Genomic DNA, 15,685 nt, shown 5'->3' on the forward strand with positions numbered 1-15,685 from the left:
GGGAGTAAACGGGTGATTAAGTTTCAGCAAGTCAGTAAGGTGTACCGAGGTGGCCGTCAGGCTCTGCAAAAAGTTGATTTTCATCTGCGTAAAGGTGAAATGGCTTTTCTGGGGGGACATTCCGGAGCCGGAAAAAGTACTTTGCTGAAACTGATCTGCGCGATAGAACGTCCGTCTGATGGAAAAATTAGCTTTAATCAGCATGATATTACCCGTATTTCATCCCGGGATATTCCTTTTCTTCGTCGTCATCTCGGTATCGTTTTTCAGGATCATAAGCTACTGATGGATCGTTCTGTATTTGATAACGTCGCTTTGCCGATGCGGATTGAATCGGCTTCTGAAAGTGATATCAAACGTAGGGTATCGGCAGCGTTGGATAAAACCGGTCTGCTGGATAAGGCACGCTGTCTGCCGGGGCAACTGTCCGGGGGAGAGCAGCAGCGAGTGGGGATTGCCCGTGCGGTGGTGAACCGGCCAACCTTGGTACTGGCTGATGAACCGACAGGGAACCTTGACCCGGATCTTTCCGCTGAGATGCTGCAACTGTTTGAAGAATTCAACCGTGCCGGGGTCTCCATCCTGTTTGCGACTCATGATATCGGTCTGGTCAGCTCCCGGCCACAGTATCGTCGGTTTGAACTGAATCATGGCTTTCTGAGTGAGGTGGATGGCTATGGCCAGTAAGTCCCGAAATAAACCAGAGATTAAACGTACAGGCTTTGTGCGTGCGCATATGCTGCAGGCAAAGCGATCATTCTTTGCTTTGTGGACACGGCCGCTGGGCAGCATTCTGACACTGGCAGTGATTGCTATGGCGCTGGCTCTGCCTGCAAGCCTGTATCTGGCGGGAAAAAATATTACACAGGTCGCACAAGGGGTTGCCAGTCCGTCACAACTCAGTGTCTATCTGAAGGATGATACACCGGAAGCCCGGGCGATGGTGCTGAAAGATGAGCTGGAGCGCTGGCAGGAAGTGGCTTCTATTGAATATATTTCTTCTCAGCAGGGGTTGAGTGACCTGAGCCAGTATGCTGGGTTTGAAGATGCCCTTGCTCTGCTGAGTGATTATGCGCTGCCTGCGGTTATGGTCATTTCACCCAATATTGTTGAGGATCAGGCGCTTCGCACTCTGGCTGAGCGTGTTCGCAGTATGGATGATATTGCGGATGTGCGGATGGATCAGGACTGGATGGAACGTCTGAATGCAATTCGTGCACTCGCTGTGACGGTTGCTGTGGTTCTGGCGGTACTGATGCTGTCTGCTGTCTTTCTAATTGTCGGCAACACGTTGCGTTTTACGGTACTGGCTCATAAAGAAGAAATTCAGGTAATGAAACTGATTGGTGCGACAGACAGCTTTATTCTGCGTCCTTATCTGTATTCCGGAGTCTGGTTTGGTGTCATTGGTGCTGTATGGGCATGGATACTAACGGCTGTCATAACTATATTGCTGAATGGTGCGGTGGAACGGCTGGCACTTCTTTACGATAGCCATTTTCGTCTACTTGGTCTGAATGTCGATGAATCTTTTGCTTTGCTGATGCTGGGAGCTTTTCTCGGTTTTATTGCTGCAAAGCTATCGGCACAGCGACATCTGAAAGCCATCGAACCGGTATAGTCAGAAACTCTTTCTTTGCGGTCTGACTATGACACTGGTCAGACGGGCTCACATTTTCGACTTATTATTATACTTTGCACTTGTATAGCAAAAAGATCTATGGATAATTATTTCCCCCGCTTGAATCTTCATCCAAGAAGGTTCAGTATTGGTGGGTTAATAATTTCTCTGATGTAGAGACGAACGAGGAACGGAATGACAAACCAAACGTATTCAATGGCTCTGGTTTCCCAAGATAGTCTTGACGGATATATCCGCTCGGTAAACAGCTATCCTATGCTGACGGCTGAGGAAGAACGCGGACTGGCAGAGCGGTTACATTACAAAGGTGAAATTGAAGCGGCGAAAGGACTGATTCTTTCTCATCTTCGATTCGTTGTTCACGTAGCACGTGGTTATTCTGGCTACGGACTTCCTATGGCGGATCTTATCCAGGAAGGTAATATCGGCCTGATGAAAGCAGTAAAACGCTTTAATCCAGAGGTAGGTGTTCGTCTGGTTTCCTTTGCAGTCCATTGGATTAAAGCCGAAATTCACGAATACGTACTGCGTAATTGGCGTATTGTTAAAATTGCGACGACAAAAGCTCAGCGTAAGTTGTTCTTTAACCTGCGTAAGTCTAAAAAACGTCTTGGCTGGTTTAATAATAGCGAAGTGGAAACCGTAGCGCGGGAGTTGGGCGTCGAACCCGCAGAAGTTCGTGAAATGGAATCCCGTCTTGCGGCACAGGATGCAACTTTTGAAATGCCGACAGAAGATGATGATTCAGCTGCAAGTTATTCTGCTCCGGTGCTGTATCTGGAAGATAAACATTCAGATGTAGCTGAAAATATAGAAGCTGATAACTGGGAAGCTCATACCAACAATCGTCTGGCTCATGCTTTGTCAACTCTGGACGAGCGTAGTCAGCATATTGTTCGCTCCCGTTGGCTGGATGATAAGAAAGCAACGTTGCAGGAGCTGGCTGAAACATACAGTGTTTCTGCTGAGCGTATCCGACAATTAGAGAAAAATGCAATGAAGAAGCTGAAGCTGGCTGTTGGTGATATCTAAGCCAGTATTCTCAGGTATACAATTATGAAATAAAAAGCCGGGATCGGAATGTGATCCCGGCTTTTTATTTTTTGCAGCAAAGGGATCATAAAAGCGGAATTCGATTCCTCAGACAGGATCGATTTTCTGATGCGGCCTGTGAATAACTCTGTGATAAAAATATTCCTTAACTGTCAGAAAAGGGGGTGTATCAGGGGCTGTAAGGTTTTTTTCTACTGGGGATACTTTCACTATTACTCACAAAATAAAAAGGATCATTACTACATATTGTGGATCCTGATCCGGATAAACACTTTATCAACGTAATTCACAGAGTTATCCACATTTGGTGGAATATTGATCTCTGGTGGATAAGAACGGAAGGCGTTCTGGATTATCCGGCTCTGGATAGGTGGTGACCTTGTTTCTCCTAACCAGTGTATGGTATTACATGCAATACACCCAGTAACAGGCAATACTGCAGATGATTCGATTAGTTGTACTTAATAATCCCAGAATGGCACAGGCATTTATTGACTATATGGCATCACGCCGGATAGAGATAGATATGATGCCAGAAGGAGAAGGCCGGGTGGCCTTATGGCTAAGGCATACTGAGCATCAGACCGAAACGGAAGCTGAATTAAAACGCTTTCTGGATAATCCAGCAGACAGAAGATATCAGGCAGCTTCCTGGGCACTAGCTGAATCACGAAAACGTCAGTTCAGCTATTACAGCCCGAATATAACAACATTGCTGCGGGCGCAGGCTGGCTTATTCACATTGCTTATTATGGGCGTGTGTGCGGTGATTTTTGTCTTTATTCAGATGGGATTTGAGCAGCAGATCTTTGCAGCTCTGCATTTTCCGTCTCAAGCAGATGAACAGTGGCAGCTATGGCGTTGGGTGTCTCATGCCTGGCTGCATTTCTCTGTGTTGCATATTGTTTTTAATTTGCTCTGGTGGTGGCAACTGGGAGGAAGTATTGAAAAAAGATCCGGTTCAGGCAAGTTGCTACAACTCTTTCTCCTGTCTGCGGCTCTGTCCGGTGCCGGGCAGTTTTGGATGGATGACGCTTATTTTGGTGGTTTGTCTGGCGTCGTGTATGCTTTGATGGGATATTTATGGGTCATGGGCTGCCGGGTTCCGGAAAAAGGATTATCGATTTCGAAACCGATTGTCATTTTTATGTTGGTCTGGCTAGTGCTAGGATACGTTCAGTCATATATGGCTATTGCCAATACGGCTCATCTGGCGGGGCTTCTGTCCGGCGTCGCGCTGGGCTGGAAAGACAGTTCCAGGTGAAAATATATGGCACGTTTTCATGTTCAGATGACGTGCCGTGGTCATATACTTACTGATACAGATACTTGGTAAACAAGAGATCGGTTAGCAGTGTCCGGCCTGTCTCGGCCAGTAAAATATCGTTCAGATATTCCATCAGTTCCTTGCGCAGTTCTTCTCTGCCGGCAAGATTTTTGATTTTATCTTCTGGCTGTTCACCGATTTTTTCAATAATGGCATCACGGATTAATGGTTGGTGTTTTTCCAGTGCGCTGATATAGGTTGCGTCAGCGACCATAAGGTCGATGCGTACCTGAAGATACCCCAGTTTTTTTCCTTTTGTATAAAAATTGGTAGTCAGATCCGGTGCCAGAGTAAAGTAAGCAAATTGTGGGCCAGCCAGTTCGGCAGGAGTATCTTCCGCGAGGATCCGGGAGGAAAACACTAGACTGGTCATACATAAAAACAGGGTCAGGTAGCGAGTTAACATATTTTGGTATCTTTAATCTTAATGGCGATTTCTGAATGACGTTTGTTGCAATGTAGCCATGATGATTTCCGGCAGAACGGAGTTTTCCGGATTAATCTGGCTAAGGCTATATTTTGCTGCTTTTTTAACGGAAACATCAAGTATAATAGCTAACATTATTTTAACCTATAATCCCGACCTTGCACTGAAATTTATAAGTACGCTATGACAGAGCCGATTTCGCAGTACATTACCGCTCTACAACAGGCCAATTGGCAAGATATTGACAGTTTCCGTTTCTCTGATGACATTTCTTCTGTCTGGCTGAGCGAAATGGGATCCCTTTCCCGTCGTCTGGCTGGGGAATGTATCAGATTGGAGCTGGGCTGGGTGAGTCACCGGCCGATAGCCAGTGAGTCTTTGACCCAAGATGAACGGAGTTTGCTTAACAGTGAAGATTGCTTAATGAGAGAAGCACTGTTACGAGCTGAAATCGCTGATGGCCAATATCAGAACTGGTTGATAGGTCGGAGCCTGATCCCGGTAGATTTTGCAGACAGACAACCGGCAGACGTGGTACCTCTGGATAATGAGTTGCTCGGGCTGACACTGTTTTCTGCCCGGGACGTCCGACGGGATGCTGTGCAGGTTTGCCGGATTGTCGGCACAGACACGGGTTGTCTGGTTGCCCGTCGTTCCCGCATATGGGTGAATCAGGTTCCTGTTTTGGTGGCAGAGTTATTTTTGCCAGGTTCGCCTATTTATATAAAGGAGAGTCCTTATGAGCATGATTAAAGCCAGAGCATACTGGCAGCTTATGCGTATGGATCGACCTATTGGCTCATTACTCCTGTTATGGCCGACACTATGGGCATTGGTTCTGGCAGCGGGTGGAATTCCGGAACCAGATATCCTGCTGGTGTTTATGCTTGGGGTATTGTTGATGCGTTCTGCTGGTTGTGTCATCAATGATTATGCGGATCGAGATTTTGACGGGCATGTTAAGCGGACTCAGTCTCGTCCTCTGCCTGCTGGAAAAGTCGCACCTTACGAGGCTATTCTGCTGTTTGTTCTGCTGTCTCTAGCGGCTTTTTTTCTGGTGCTGACTATGAATAGTCTGACGATCAGGCTGTCGTATATCGGTATCCTGCTGGCCGCAGTTTATCCGTTTATGAAGCGCTTTACGCATCTGCCACAGTTATTTCTTGGTCTGGCTTTTAGTTGGGCTATTCCGATGGCGTGGGCTGCGCAATCAAATCAGTTGCCAGCTCAGGTTTGGTTGTTGTTTGTGATTAACCTGCTATGGACCGTAGCTTATGACACCCAATACGCTATGGTTGATCGTGATGATGACCTGAAAATCGGGATTAAATCGACGGCTATTCTATTTGGCCGTTTTGACTGGACAATTATCGCCGGACTACAGTTATTGATGTTAGTTCTTCTGGTAATATTGGGAAACTGGATGCAGCTTGATACGGTATTTTATGCGGGAGTCTTTGGTTCTGCATTGCTGTTTATATTTCAGCATGTTCTTATCCGCCAGCGTGAAAGGGATAACTGTTTCCGGGCTTTTCTGAATAATAATTATGTGGGAATGCTGCTGTCTGTCGCCGTTTTTTTAGGGGTTATATAGAAAGTAAAGACAGGAAATTGATTCTGTCTCACCGGAATGGGTAAGACAGAATCAATAAATGTGTTTATGCGGATATATCTGCTGAGCTGCCTGCTGATGAAATGCTTTCCAGAATGGTCAGTTTTATTTCCGTAGGCAACAGGGACGACAGTGTGTCCGCCAGTTGCTGAGCTTTCGCTTCGTTTCCCTTACCATCCGGTTGCAGATAGTTGTGCTCTTTCAGGGTACTGAACATAAAAGCAAATACACCTTTGTCAAAAAATTCCGGAGCATTAATACCATGCAGGCGTCCGAGACGCTGAGCAATTTCCTGACTCTTTTGTTCCAGAGCTGATTTTTCCAGCTCCGGTGATGAAACTAACTGATTAATAACGATAGCGTAGCGTTGCAAAGTTTCTGCTATTGTCTGAGCCAGTAACATCAGAGGCTGAATGTTTTTCTGATTCAGTCGTACCTGACCGCCTTCGACAGTAACCATTTTTTGTTGCATAAATTCAGCAATAATAGCGGTTACTACCTCATCCAGTTCATCATCCTGATAGTGAATAAACAGCTCATTCTGCAGGAAAGGATAGAGCTGGTGAATCACCGTTTTTATTTCATCCAATGGCATAGTCTGATTGCGAACAATCAACTGAGCAATCAGTGAAGGCAAGGCAAACAGATGAATAATATTGTTACGATAATAGGTCATCAGTACGGATTGATGACGATCCAGAGAAATAATATTACCCAGTGTATCGGTTTCGGTTTCAAACTTATTTAATGCTTCAGCATGCTGGACCAGTTCTTCTGCCGATTGAGATGGGACAGTAATGGTCGCTGAGTAGGGAACGTTGCGTAGCAATGACAGATAGAAATCAATCTGGGTGATCAGCGTTTCCCGGGTAAGCGTCCTCTGACGTGATGCCAATAGTGCTGTCGCGCACAGGGTCAGTGCATTGGCGGCGGCGGCATCGTTAATGTGGGTCATCATTTTCGTTGCCAACTGATTTACGATGGGGGTCATCCACTTTGGTCGTGGGGCTTCAACTGGATTAATATCCTGCGTCCAGTCCGGTACATGCTCATTCAGGTACTGATTCAGCGGAATCGGTTCTCCGAAGTTGACATATCCCTGCCCAAAGTTTCTCAGTTTGCCCAGTACCTTAATAACCTGACCGGCATTCTCTTTTTCTTTACGTTTTCCCCGCAGCTCTTTGGCATAAGTTGAAACTTCCATGACATGTTCATAGCCGATATAAACTGGTACTAGAGTGACAGGACGGTTAAGCCCGCGCAGCATTGCCTGAATTGTCATTGCAAGCATCCCGGTTTTTGCCTGCAACAGACGTCCGGTGCGTGAACGTCCGCCTTCACTGAAATATTCGACTGAATAGCCCTTGGCAAACAGTTCTGCCAGATATTCACGGAAAATGGTCGAATACAGTTTATTACCTTTAAAGCTGCGACGGATAAAGAAAGCTCCGCCCCGACGGAAAATTGGACCTGCCGGAAAAAAATTCAGATTGATACCGGCAGCGATATGTGGCGGTACCATGCCTTCCTGATAGAGCACATAAGACAGCAGCAGATAGTCCATATGACTTCGGTGGCAGGGGACATAGACAATTTCGTGACCATCCTGAGCCAGACGTCGTACTGTCGACGCATTACTGATATGCAGTCCCTGATAGAGCTTATTCCACAGCCATCCCAGAAAACGATCACCTTTTTTTACCAGTGAATAGGAAAAGTCTGAAGCGATTTCATCCAGAATGTTGTGTGCTTCTCTATAGGCCTTTTCGATGCTGGTACTTTTACTTCTTGCTTCTTCTTCAATGGCTTGTTGAATGGCTTGTGAGGCCAGAAGGCGGCGGAACAGTCTTTCTCTGTCGGGTAGGTTAGGTCCCGATGCAGCCAGCTTTTGCCGGGAGAAATGGATACGTGCTACTCGTGCAAGTTTATGAGCAATTGTTGTATCCGAACCATGAGAGTCAGCCATATAGCGTAGCGAAACACAGGGGCTGAAACGAACCATACAATCTCTTCCTGAGAGAAGTACAGCTTTGCTTTTCTGCAAACCGTTCATCGGACGTAGATAAGGATGTTTTTGTCCTTCTTTTCCCGGTTTTCTTCCCCACAGTACTGTGGTCGGAATGACCTGAATATCCAGTACCGGATTATCTCTGTGCATACGTAACAGTTCAGAAAAAAGAGCAACGGAGGCACTCGGGATATGTTTGTCATCATTTAGTAGGGTGGAGCTGGCACTGATATACACAACCCGGCTTAACAGTTTTCCATTGATTTCTAGTGGTAACAGCGGATCAGGAAGTCCGGCTTTAACGGCTGTAGCCTGTACGGTTAACAAGTCAGTATGGGAAAAAAACGGCAGTGCGTAGACAATAGGTTTGCTCAGGTCAATATGCAGGTCTTCGATAGGATCAGACGGAATTGCACTACTTTTTACTAATACTGAAACTGGCAGTTTCAGTAGTGAACGGAAAACATTTCGTTCTGAATACATCAGATTCATTGCCTCAGAAGTTATATACACAGGCTCACTCACCGGAGCCGGTTATTACAGGTGGCTCGAATAAGAAGCGCAGCAAGGATACCAGATACTGGTCTAACCTGTTAATGGAAAAATAGAATCAGAGGGAAATTATGCGAAATTCCTGCACTGATAAAGGAATAAAAAGCAGTACAAGCTTTCAAAATAATAAAACACTGGATATACTCACAGTTAACTGTATAAACAGACAGGTGATTTATGAAGCCGTTAACTCCACGACAACAGCAGGTTTTTGACCTGATCAAAGATAAAGTTGAACTGACAGGTATGCCACCTACCCGGGCTGAGATTGCCCGTGAACTAGGCTTCCGTTCTGCCAACGCAGCAGAAGAGCATCTGAAAGCTTTGGCTAAGAAGCAGGCAATTGAAATTATTCCCGGAGCATCACGTGGTATCCGTATTTTGCTTCAGGAGGAAGCCGCAAATGAAGAAGAAGGCCTGCCGCTTATTGGTCGTGTAGCAGCTGGTGAACCGATTCTTGCTCAGGAACATGTAGAAGCACATTATCAGGTTGATCCGGCTATGTTTCGTCCCCAGGCTGATTTTTTACTTCGGGTGTATGGCGAAAGTATGAAAGATATCGGGATTATGGATGGTGATTTGCTTGCGGTACATAAAACTCAGGATGTACACAACGGGCAGGTCGTGGTCGCCCGTGTTGATGATGACGTAACGGTAAAACGACTGGAACGTCAGGGGGCAACGGTATTACTACACGCAGAGAATGAAGCATTTCAGCCTATCCGGGTTGATCTTTCTTCTCAGCAATTAACGATAGAAGGCGTTGCCGTTGGGATTATCCGTAATACGGATTGGATGTAAACAGGATTGGAACCCGGAATTTATGGCAACAGGCATTCGTGCACAGCAGAAAGAGAAAACCCGTCGTTCGCTGATTGATGCAGCTTTCAGGCAATTGAGTGCGGATCGCAGTTTTTCCAGCCTGAGTCTGCGGGAAGTTGCCAGAGAAGCCGGTATCGCACCGACGTCTTTTTACCGACATTTTAAGGATATGGAAGAATTGGGTCTGACCATGGTGGATGAGGGTGGATTACTTCTACGTCAACTGATGCGTCAGGCTCGGCAACGTATTGCGAAAGAAGGCAGTGTGATCCGTACCTCTGTGGATACCTTTATGGAGTTTATCGAAAGCAGCCCGAACGTGTTCCGTCTGCTGTTACGTGAACGCTCCGGAACCTCTGCTGGTTTTCGTGCTGCAGTTGCGCGGGAAATGCAACATTTTGCTGCTGAGTTAACAGAATATCTAATTAGTACCGGAATGAATAGGGATGAGGCTTTTACTCAGGCCGAGGCTTCAGTAATCTTAGTCTTTAGCTCAGGTGCTGAAGCGCTGGATCTGAATAAAGATGAAAGAGATGAGCTCACAGAAAGACTGGTAATGCAGTTACGAATGATATCAAAAGGTGCATACTGGTACAGAAAAGAACGCGAAAGACAATAAGACAGGATCTGACTATGCCACACGAATCTTCCCCAGAAACATTTTCTTCTTCTGACCACAGCTCTAAAACGGTGAGATGTTCAGAAAGAAAAACGCTTATTCTCGCCATTATTGCCGGGATGTGCAGTAACGCTATTCTTTCTTCATTTCTGCACAGTGCCGTGGCTTTTTCCATCTTTGCAGTGATTGCACTGGTACTTTCTTTGCAGATGCTTTATCAGGATTATCTGCGCAATCCGGTCGCTGAGGATATTCCGATGATTGGGCTAGCTTGTTTCTTTGTCGGTATCTTTGGTCATTCCGCTTTTCTCAAGGCTCAGCACCCAGAAATTGGCTCTAACTTTTTTGCGATTATGATTACTCTGCTTTTGTTGCTATGGGTCGGCAGAAAGCTGGGGTATATAAAGAAGAAAGGAGAGTAGCCTGCTGATCAGTTAATGGCTATTTTATAAAAATAAAGGCTTAGTAATAGTATGCTAAGCCTTTATTTTTGCTGTCAGTAGATAGATTATTCCGGTTTGCGCTCCAACATCACACCTGCTTCCATATGGTGGGTGTAGGGAAATTGGTCAAACAGGGCAAAGCGGCTTATGGTATGGGTTTCACTCAGGATATTCAGATTATCCTTCAGTGTCTCTGGATTACAGGAAATATACAGGATCCTTTCATACCCCTGAACCATACGACAGGTGTCTTCATCCATTCCTGCTCTTGGTGGATCAACAAAGATAGTGTTGCAGTTGTAGCTTTTCAGCTCGATACCTGCATCTTTCAGGCGATTGAATTCACGTTTTCCTTCCATCGCTTCAGTAAATTCTTCAGCCGACATGCGGATGATCTGTACGTTATTAATCTTATTGGCAGCGATATTGTACTGAGCTGAATGTACTGATGGTTTAGCCAGTTCGGTTGCCAGTACGCGTTCAAAGTTTTGTGCCAGCGCAAGAGAGAAATTGCCGTTCCCACAATATAACTCCAGTAGATCTCCAGAGCTGTTTTTAGTGCAGTCAACAGCCCATTCCAGCATTTTCTGGGCTACGGTGCCATTTGGCTGAGTAAAACTGTTCTCTACCTGTTGGTAGATATAGGTATCACCGTTAACATTTAGCTTCTCTATGACATAGTCACGATCCAGCACTATCTTCATTTTACGAGCCCGGCCGATGATATTCAGCTTAAATCCCTGTTGGATTAATTCTGCTTTTAATGCTTTTGCTTCTTTGGTCCAGATATCATCCAACTGGCGGTGATAAAGCAGAGATACCAGCACTTCTCCGCTGAGAGTGGACAGAAAATCCACCTGAAACAATTTACGGCGCAGGGCATCATTATGTTTCATTTTTTCCATCAGTACCGGCATCAGGTCATTTATCAGTTTGCTGGCTGCCGGAAATTGATCTACCCGATATTTTTCGCGAGTCTCCTGATTGAACATGATGTAGTACAGCTCATCACTTTCATGCCAAACCCGGAATTCAGCGCGCATACGGTAATGTTGTTCTGGTGATTCAAACACTTCCAGTGTAGGTACAGAATATGGCAAGAACATCTGAGTCAGCCGTTGTTTCTTGTCTTCCAGCTGTTGCTGATAGGAAGTGGTATTGATATCTGTATTCGCCATGAAAGTGCCTTTACTTATGTTCAAACAGGGAGCGCAGATTTTAGTCAATTGAATATGCTTGTCCAGTCCTGTCTGGCTTTCTTACATTTGTATCAATAATAGCACTAGACATTAGATGGCTAGCCGTCTACTATCCGCTTTGACGCTGGTCACAGTTTTTCCGAAAGGAAAGTCTGTTAAAGGGAATCCGGTGAGATACCGGAACTGACGCGCAGCGGTAAAAGAGAACGAGCATCTACGGGGAAACCTACACACTGCTATTTAGCGGGAAGTGAGATGTCAGGTGATAAGTAACTTATTGTGCTCTTAAGTCCGAATACCTGCCAGTGCATAAAGGAAACTACGCGATTTAGGAACATACAATGAAAAAATCATATCTAGCGATAGCCGTGGTATCGCTTCTTTCTTATACCTCTTTTTCTCAAGCACAAAGTGTGTCGTCAGACGATGTAGAGACTTTAGTTGTTACTGCGAACCGGTTTGAGCAGTCAATTAAAAATGTGATCACACCGGTAGAAGTTGTTACAAAAGAAGAAATAGATTCCATTCAGGCTAAGTCACTTACGGAAGTTCTTAGCCGTTTGCCAGGTATCCAGGTATCAGGTGGTGGTGGTATTGGCCAAACAAAGAGTGTTTATGTCAGAGGCACAAATTCCAGTCATGTACTCATGCTTTTGAATGGCGTACGTATGGGGAGTGCTACTCTTGGATCCGGTAATTTTGGGTCAATTCCACTAACAGGGATTGAACGTATAGAATATATACGAGGCTCTCGTGCGGCTGTTTATGGTGCTGATGCTGTGGGTGGAGTTATCAATATTATTACGGACTATCAGAAAGGGCAGAAATTGTCAGAATTCTCTGTTGGAGTAGGCAGTAATAGTTATCGGGTGGGTAAAGTATCTTCTGCAGGGGAAATCTCTGACAAGTTATGGGGAAAAGTGGTAGTAAATAAAGAAAATTCTGATGGTTTTTCTGCGAGTAGTACAAGTGGTCAAGAAGATGATGATGGTTACGAGAACAGAGATATAGTTGCAGAGCTAGGTGGTGACATAACCTCAAAATTTTCTTTGAGAGCAACAGCTTATTACCACGATGGACATGTTGAATTTGATAGTCCTGAAGAATCCAATAAAGATGTGATCATCTCTAACTTTTCGGTTGGTGCTGAGTATACAGGAGAGCAAGTTAGATCAAGTTTAACGATCTCAGAGAACACTGATAGAGATAAGACTTATGACACGGGTAATGACGGTACTACTCAAACAGATCGACAGACAATAAACTGGCAAAATTTGTACAAGTTTAATGATATTTACTCCATTGGTGGAGGGATAGATTGGTACAAAAGTGATATCTCCGAATCAACAAGCACCTATGAGAAAACAGATCAAAGTAATACCGGTTATTATCTGATGGGCTTTTATGATACAGATGTTGTACAGGCAGAAGCAAATATCAGATCTGATGATAATGAAGAGTATGGTGTGAATAATACCTGGCAACTTGGTTTTGCCTGGGCTCCTGCTTCTGGTTACAGATTGACAGCCAGTGCCGGTTCTGCGTTTAAGGCTCCATCACTTAATGATTTATATTATCCTGTAACCTGTTTTCCATCCTATGGCTGTTATGGGGGGAACGCAGATTTAAAACCAGAAGAGTCTGAAAGTGCAGAGTTCGGATTCGAAGCTGATCTAGATATAATTCAATTTCGTGCAGCTTTATACCAACAGGAGATTAAAAACCTTATAGTCTGGGGGAATATTCCTGACAATGTCTCAGAAGCAAGGATTCGCGGTATAGAATTATCGGGTAGCTTCAATACTGGGGTATTGGATCATAACGTAATCTTAGAGTATATGGATCCAGAAGACCGAGAAACGGGCAACCAACTAGTACGTCGATCTAAAGAGTCAGTCAAATGGCAAGTTAGCTACTTCGGGGAAGCCTGGCAATTAGATGCAAGTTATCGTTATCAAGGTAAATCGTATGATGATGCAGACAATGACGATAAATTAGGTAGCTATTCTCTAGTTGATATTTCAGCGGGTTACTTTGTTACAGATAATATTACTCTTCGAGGTAAAATTGAGAACCTCCTTGATAAAGATTATGTAGTATCCAAAGAGTATAACACCGCTGAACGTAGTTATTACGCTACGGTTAGTTACCAGTTCTAGAATTCATTTAAAGCAAAATCCAGAGGGAAGGGCCTTCCCTCTTATTTCTGCAAATCTTGCTAACTTTTATCTCTAGAGTATGATTATTGCTACTCATCTAAACACAATAAGCAGTGACGTCGGAAATGCCTAAAACTCCCAAAGTACTTATCTTCGATTCTGGTGTTGGTGGCCTTTCCGTATTTAAAGAGGTAAAAGCGTTACTCCCAAATTTAGATTATATTTATCTATTTGATAATAAAGCTTATCCATATGGAGAGTTGAAGCCTGATGTTTTGTTGTATCGGGTTGAGCTATTAATCCAGAACATGGTGCAGACGCAGGGGGTAGATTTGGTCGTGATTGCCTGTAATACTGCCAGTACTATTGTTCTTCCTCGTTTAAGACAAATATTAAGTATTCCTGTTGTTGGAGTTGTGCCGGCGATTAAGCCTGCCTCATTACTATCGAATAAAGCGGTAGGCCTTATAGCGACACCAGCTACTGTGAAAAGAGAATATACCCGGCATCTGATCTATAATTTTTCTCCCGATAAACCCGTAGAACTATTGGGCTCTACCCGGCTGGTGAATATAGCGGAAGAAAAATTATGTGGAAAACCGGTCGATATTGGTGAGCTTAAGCAGATCTTATCGCCACTGGCAGAAAAAGTAGATGTTGCAGTATTGGGGTGTACTCACTTTCCACTGATCAAAGATGAAATATCAGCAGCATTTGATGACAAAATCATGCTGGTTGATTCTGGAGCAGCAATTGCAAGAAGAGTAAAGTCATTAATATCGGAAGCAACAGAAAGAAAAGCAAACAAAAGATACAATATATACTGCAGTGCAGCCTTAGGCTCTAAGGCTACACTAAACCGATATACCACAGAATTAGGATTTGATCCTATTGAGATGCTTCTATTTCCGGATGTTTAGGGTCATTGGCAACACGAACCTTTAATGTTCTTTGCATATAATCCTTTTCATTCAGTGCGGATATGGCAGTTTCAACGTCGGCACTGGCCATGACAACAAATCCAAACCCTCTGCGTTTACCTGTCCTTTTATCTTTCATTAACCGAACAGCAAAGACTTCTCCGTACTCAGAGAATAGTTCACGTACATTACCCTCATTAGCTTTATATGGCAGGTTACCTACATATAAGGTTTTGGTGGAAGGCTTACTGTCTGTTTTTTCAGCAGGAGATGACTGAGCCGGCTTAAGCACAAAAGCTGAAATAGCTAAACCAAGAACAAAAGCCAGAGCTGGAGAAATATTTGGGAACTGGCTAAGACCCACAGCACCAAGGACAGCAAGAATAATTAATAGTAAATAAGTATTTTTAGAGTTCATATCAGAATACAACGTCTATATAAGTGAAATTAGAATAACTGTTATTCAAATTAACAGCTCTATGAATACTACGTATAAGAGTGGAGGATTTCCAACCTATTGATGTGACATCCTTCAAATGTTGAAATTTTATCCAGAAAACAGCTTGTTGCTGTTTTTTTCAACGAATGAAAAAATAATTGAAAAAAAGATCTTGCGATCCAAAAGATCCTCCCTATAATGCCGCATCACCGACACGGAGTGAGGCGCAGGTCACATAAAGTGAACGGGACATGAGAAAAGGAAGTTAAAAAAACTACTTGACTCAAAGAAATTGAAGCGTATTATACGCACCCCTAGCCGATGCGAAAAGCAGAAAGCTAGGCGCTCTTTAACAATTTAAACCTATCAATCTGTGTGGGCACTCGTTGATGACAATCGAAGATGATTCTAAAGAATCAACTGGATTTCAATGAACTGAGTGACCAAATTGAATGAGTAATCA

General features: G+C 44.2%; 16 protein-coding genes and 1 riboswitch. Of the genes, 11 read left to right on the forward strand and 5 right to left on the reverse strand.

The window, feature by feature from the left end; all coding sequences use genetic code 11:
* Positions 1-12: 12 nt before the first annotated feature.
* The 4 genes from ftsE (at position 13) to glpG (ending at position 3,959) form a co-directional block, all read left to right on the forward strand.
* Complete coding sequence (gene ftsE, locus CSW98_RS17010; protein WP_100801674.1) at positions 13-687, forward strand: cell division ATP-binding protein FtsE; 675 nt, start codon at positions 13-15, stop codon at positions 685-687.
* Positions 677-1,621, forward strand: a complete 945-nt coding sequence (gene ftsX / locus CSW98_RS17015) for a permease-like cell division protein FtsX (protein ID WP_443083673.1) — start codon at positions 677-679, stop codon at positions 1,619-1,621. Before ftsE ends, ftsX begins: the two co-directional genes overlap by 11 nt.
* A gap of 195 nt (positions 1,622-1,816) precedes the next feature.
* Positions 1,817-2,674: an RNA polymerase sigma factor RpoH gene (gene rpoH, locus CSW98_RS17020; protein ID WP_100801676.1), complete on the forward strand. Its 858-nt coding sequence runs from the start codon at positions 1,817-1,819 to the stop codon at positions 2,672-2,674.
* 463 nt (positions 2,675-3,137) lie between these two features.
* A complete protein-coding gene (gene glpG / locus CSW98_RS17025) occupies positions 3,138-3,959 on the forward strand; it encodes a rhomboid family intramembrane serine protease GlpG (protein ID WP_100801677.1) in 822 nt (273 codons plus the stop codon).
* Between the two features lie 49 nt (positions 3,960-4,008).
* Here glpG and CSW98_RS17030 read toward each other — a convergent pair whose 3' ends face one another.
* Together CSW98_RS17030 and CSW98_RS17580 are read right to left on the reverse strand one after the other, a co-directional pair.
* Positions 4,009-4,428, reverse strand: coding sequence for a flagellar basal body-associated protein FliL (locus CSW98_RS17030; protein WP_100801678.1), 420 nt, complete (start codon positions 4,426-4,428; stop codon positions 4,009-4,011).
* Positions 4,429-4,446: 18 nt separating this feature from the next.
* Entirely contained in the window at positions 4,447-4,584 is a 138-nt protein-coding gene (locus CSW98_RS17580) for a hypothetical protein (protein WP_157810404.1), read from the reverse strand.
* Between the two features lie 48 nt (positions 4,585-4,632).
* Here CSW98_RS17580 and CSW98_RS17035 point away from each other — a divergent pair, with 48 nt between their 5' ends.
* A complete protein-coding gene (locus CSW98_RS17035; protein ID WP_100801679.1) occupies positions 4,633-5,202 on the forward strand; it encodes a chorismate lyase in 570 nt (189 codons plus the stop codon).
* A complete protein-coding gene (ubiA, locus tag CSW98_RS17040; protein WP_100801680.1) occupies positions 5,189-6,043 on the forward strand; it encodes a 4-hydroxybenzoate octaprenyltransferase in 855 nt (284 codons plus the stop codon). The genes CSW98_RS17035 and ubiA overlap by 14 nt, the downstream gene beginning before the upstream one ends.
* Positions 6,044-6,107: 64 nt before the next feature.
* On the opposite strand, the gene plsB is transcribed toward ubiA, so the two are convergent.
* Complete coding sequence (gene plsB, locus CSW98_RS17045; protein ID WP_100801690.1) at positions 6,108-8,552, reverse strand: glycerol-3-phosphate 1-O-acyltransferase PlsB; 2,445 nt, start codon at positions 8,550-8,552, stop codon at positions 6,108-6,110.
* Between the two features lie 246 nt (positions 8,553-8,798).
* On the opposite strand from plsB, the gene lexA reads away from it, so the two are divergent.
* From lexA to CSW98_RS17060, 3 genes are read left to right on the forward strand one after another with little or no spacing between them, the layout of a single operon-like run.
* The gene (lexA, locus tag CSW98_RS17050) at positions 8,799-9,422 is read left to right on the forward strand and encodes a transcriptional repressor LexA (RefSeq protein WP_100801681.1); all 624 of its coding nucleotides are present in this window, start codon (positions 8,799-8,801) and stop codon (positions 9,420-9,422) included.
* A 22-nt stretch (positions 9,423-9,444) separates the two neighbouring features.
* Positions 9,445-10,062: an HTH-type transcriptional repressor FabR gene (gene fabR, locus CSW98_RS17055; RefSeq protein WP_100801682.1), complete on the forward strand. Its 618-nt coding sequence runs from the start codon at positions 9,445-9,447 to the stop codon at positions 10,060-10,062.
* A 14-nt stretch (positions 10,063-10,076) separates the two neighbouring features.
* On the forward strand, positions 10,077-10,484 hold the full coding sequence (locus tag CSW98_RS17060) for a YijD family membrane protein (protein ID WP_100801683.1): 408 nt from the start codon (positions 10,077-10,079) through the stop codon (positions 10,482-10,484).
* Between the two features lie 86 nt (positions 10,485-10,570).
* Here the strand turns inward: CSW98_RS17060 and trmA are convergent, their stop codons facing one another.
* Positions 10,571-11,683 (reverse strand): tRNA (uridine(54)-C5)-methyltransferase TrmA, encoded by a 1,113-nt coding sequence (gene trmA / locus CSW98_RS17065; protein ID WP_100801684.1) that lies wholly within the window; start codon positions 11,681-11,683, stop codon positions 10,571-10,573.
* Between the two features lie 129 nt (positions 11,684-11,812).
* A riboswitch (cobalamin riboswitch) is annotated at positions 11,813-12,025 on the forward strand.
* 20 nt (positions 12,026-12,045) lie between these two features.
* On the opposite strand from trmA, the gene CSW98_RS17070 reads away from it, so the two are divergent.
* Together CSW98_RS17070 and murI are read left to right on the forward strand one after the other, a co-directional pair.
* Complete coding sequence (locus CSW98_RS17070; protein WP_100801685.1) at positions 12,046-13,863, forward strand: TonB-dependent receptor domain-containing protein; 1,818 nt, start codon at positions 12,046-12,048, stop codon at positions 13,861-13,863.
* Positions 13,864-13,988: 125 nt separating this feature from the next.
* Positions 13,989-14,783: a glutamate racemase gene (gene murI, locus CSW98_RS17075; protein WP_100801686.1), complete on the forward strand. Its 795-nt coding sequence runs from the start codon at positions 13,989-13,991 to the stop codon at positions 14,781-14,783.
* Here the strand turns inward: murI and CSW98_RS17080 are convergent.
* Positions 14,752-15,201: an RNA recognition motif domain-containing protein gene (locus CSW98_RS17080; RefSeq protein WP_100801687.1), complete on the reverse strand. Its 450-nt coding sequence runs from the start codon at positions 15,199-15,201 to the stop codon at positions 14,752-14,754. The two genes, murI and CSW98_RS17080, sit on opposite strands and share 32 nt — an antisense overlap.
* Positions 15,202-15,685: the final 484 nt, after the last annotated feature.

It is taken from the genome of Vibrio sp. HA2012 (genome assembly GCF_002812955.1).
In the GTDB taxonomy this organism is placed as follows: domain Bacteria; phylum Pseudomonadota; class Gammaproteobacteria; order Enterobacterales; family Vibrionaceae; genus Vibrio.

What these genes read in the sequence shown, in the direction of transcription:
- CSW98_RS17060 (WP_100801683.1), top strand. Translation starts at nt 10,077, where the DNA reads ATGCCACACGAATCTTCCCCAGAAACATTTTCTTCTTCTGACCACAGC.
- CSW98_RS17070 (WP_100801685.1), top strand. Translation starts at nt 12,046, where the DNA reads ATGAAAAAATCATATCTAGCGATAGCCGTGGTATCGCTTCTTTCTTAT.
- CSW98_RS17580 (WP_157810404.1), bottom strand. Translation starts at nt 4,584, where the DNA reads ATGTTAGCTATTATACTTGATGTTTCCGTTAAAAAAGCAGCAAAATAT.
- CSW98_RS17080 (WP_100801687.1), bottom strand. Translation starts at nt 15,201, where the DNA reads ATGAACTCTAAAAATACTTATTTACTATTAATTATTCTTGCTGTCCTT.
- plsB (WP_100801690.1), bottom strand. Translation starts at nt 8,552, where the DNA reads ATGTATTCAGAACGAAATGTTTTCCGTTCACTACTGAAACTGCCAGTT.
- CSW98_RS17035 (WP_100801679.1), top strand. Translation starts at nt 4,633, where the DNA reads ATGACAGAGCCGATTTCGCAGTACATTACCGCTCTACAACAGGCCAAT.
- trmA (WP_100801684.1), bottom strand. Translation starts at nt 11,683, where the DNA reads ATGGCGAATACAGATATCAATACCACTTCCTATCAGCAACAGCTGGAA.
- fabR (WP_100801682.1), top strand. Translation starts at nt 9,445, where the DNA reads ATGGCAACAGGCATTCGTGCACAGCAGAAAGAGAAAACCCGTCGTTCG.
- glpG (WP_100801677.1), top strand. Translation starts at nt 3,138, where the DNA reads ATGATTCGATTAGTTGTACTTAATAATCCCAGAATGGCACAGGCATTT.
- CSW98_RS17030 (WP_100801678.1), bottom strand. Translation starts at nt 4,428, where the DNA reads ATGTTAACTCGCTACCTGACCCTGTTTTTATGTATGACCAGTCTAGTG.
- rpoH (WP_100801676.1), top strand. Translation starts at nt 1,817, where the DNA reads ATGACAAACCAAACGTATTCAATGGCTCTGGTTTCCCAAGATAGTCTT.
- ubiA (WP_100801680.1), top strand. Translation starts at nt 5,189, where the DNA reads ATGAGCATGATTAAAGCCAGAGCATACTGGCAGCTTATGCGTATGGAT.
- murI (WP_100801686.1), top strand. Translation starts at nt 13,989, where the DNA reads ATGCCTAAAACTCCCAAAGTACTTATCTTCGATTCTGGTGTTGGTGGC.
- ftsX (WP_443083673.1), top strand. Translation starts at nt 677, where the DNA reads ATGGCCAGTAAGTCCCGAAATAAACCAGAGATTAAACGTACAGGCTTT.
- lexA (WP_100801681.1), top strand. Translation starts at nt 8,799, where the DNA reads ATGAAGCCGTTAACTCCACGACAACAGCAGGTTTTTGACCTGATCAAA.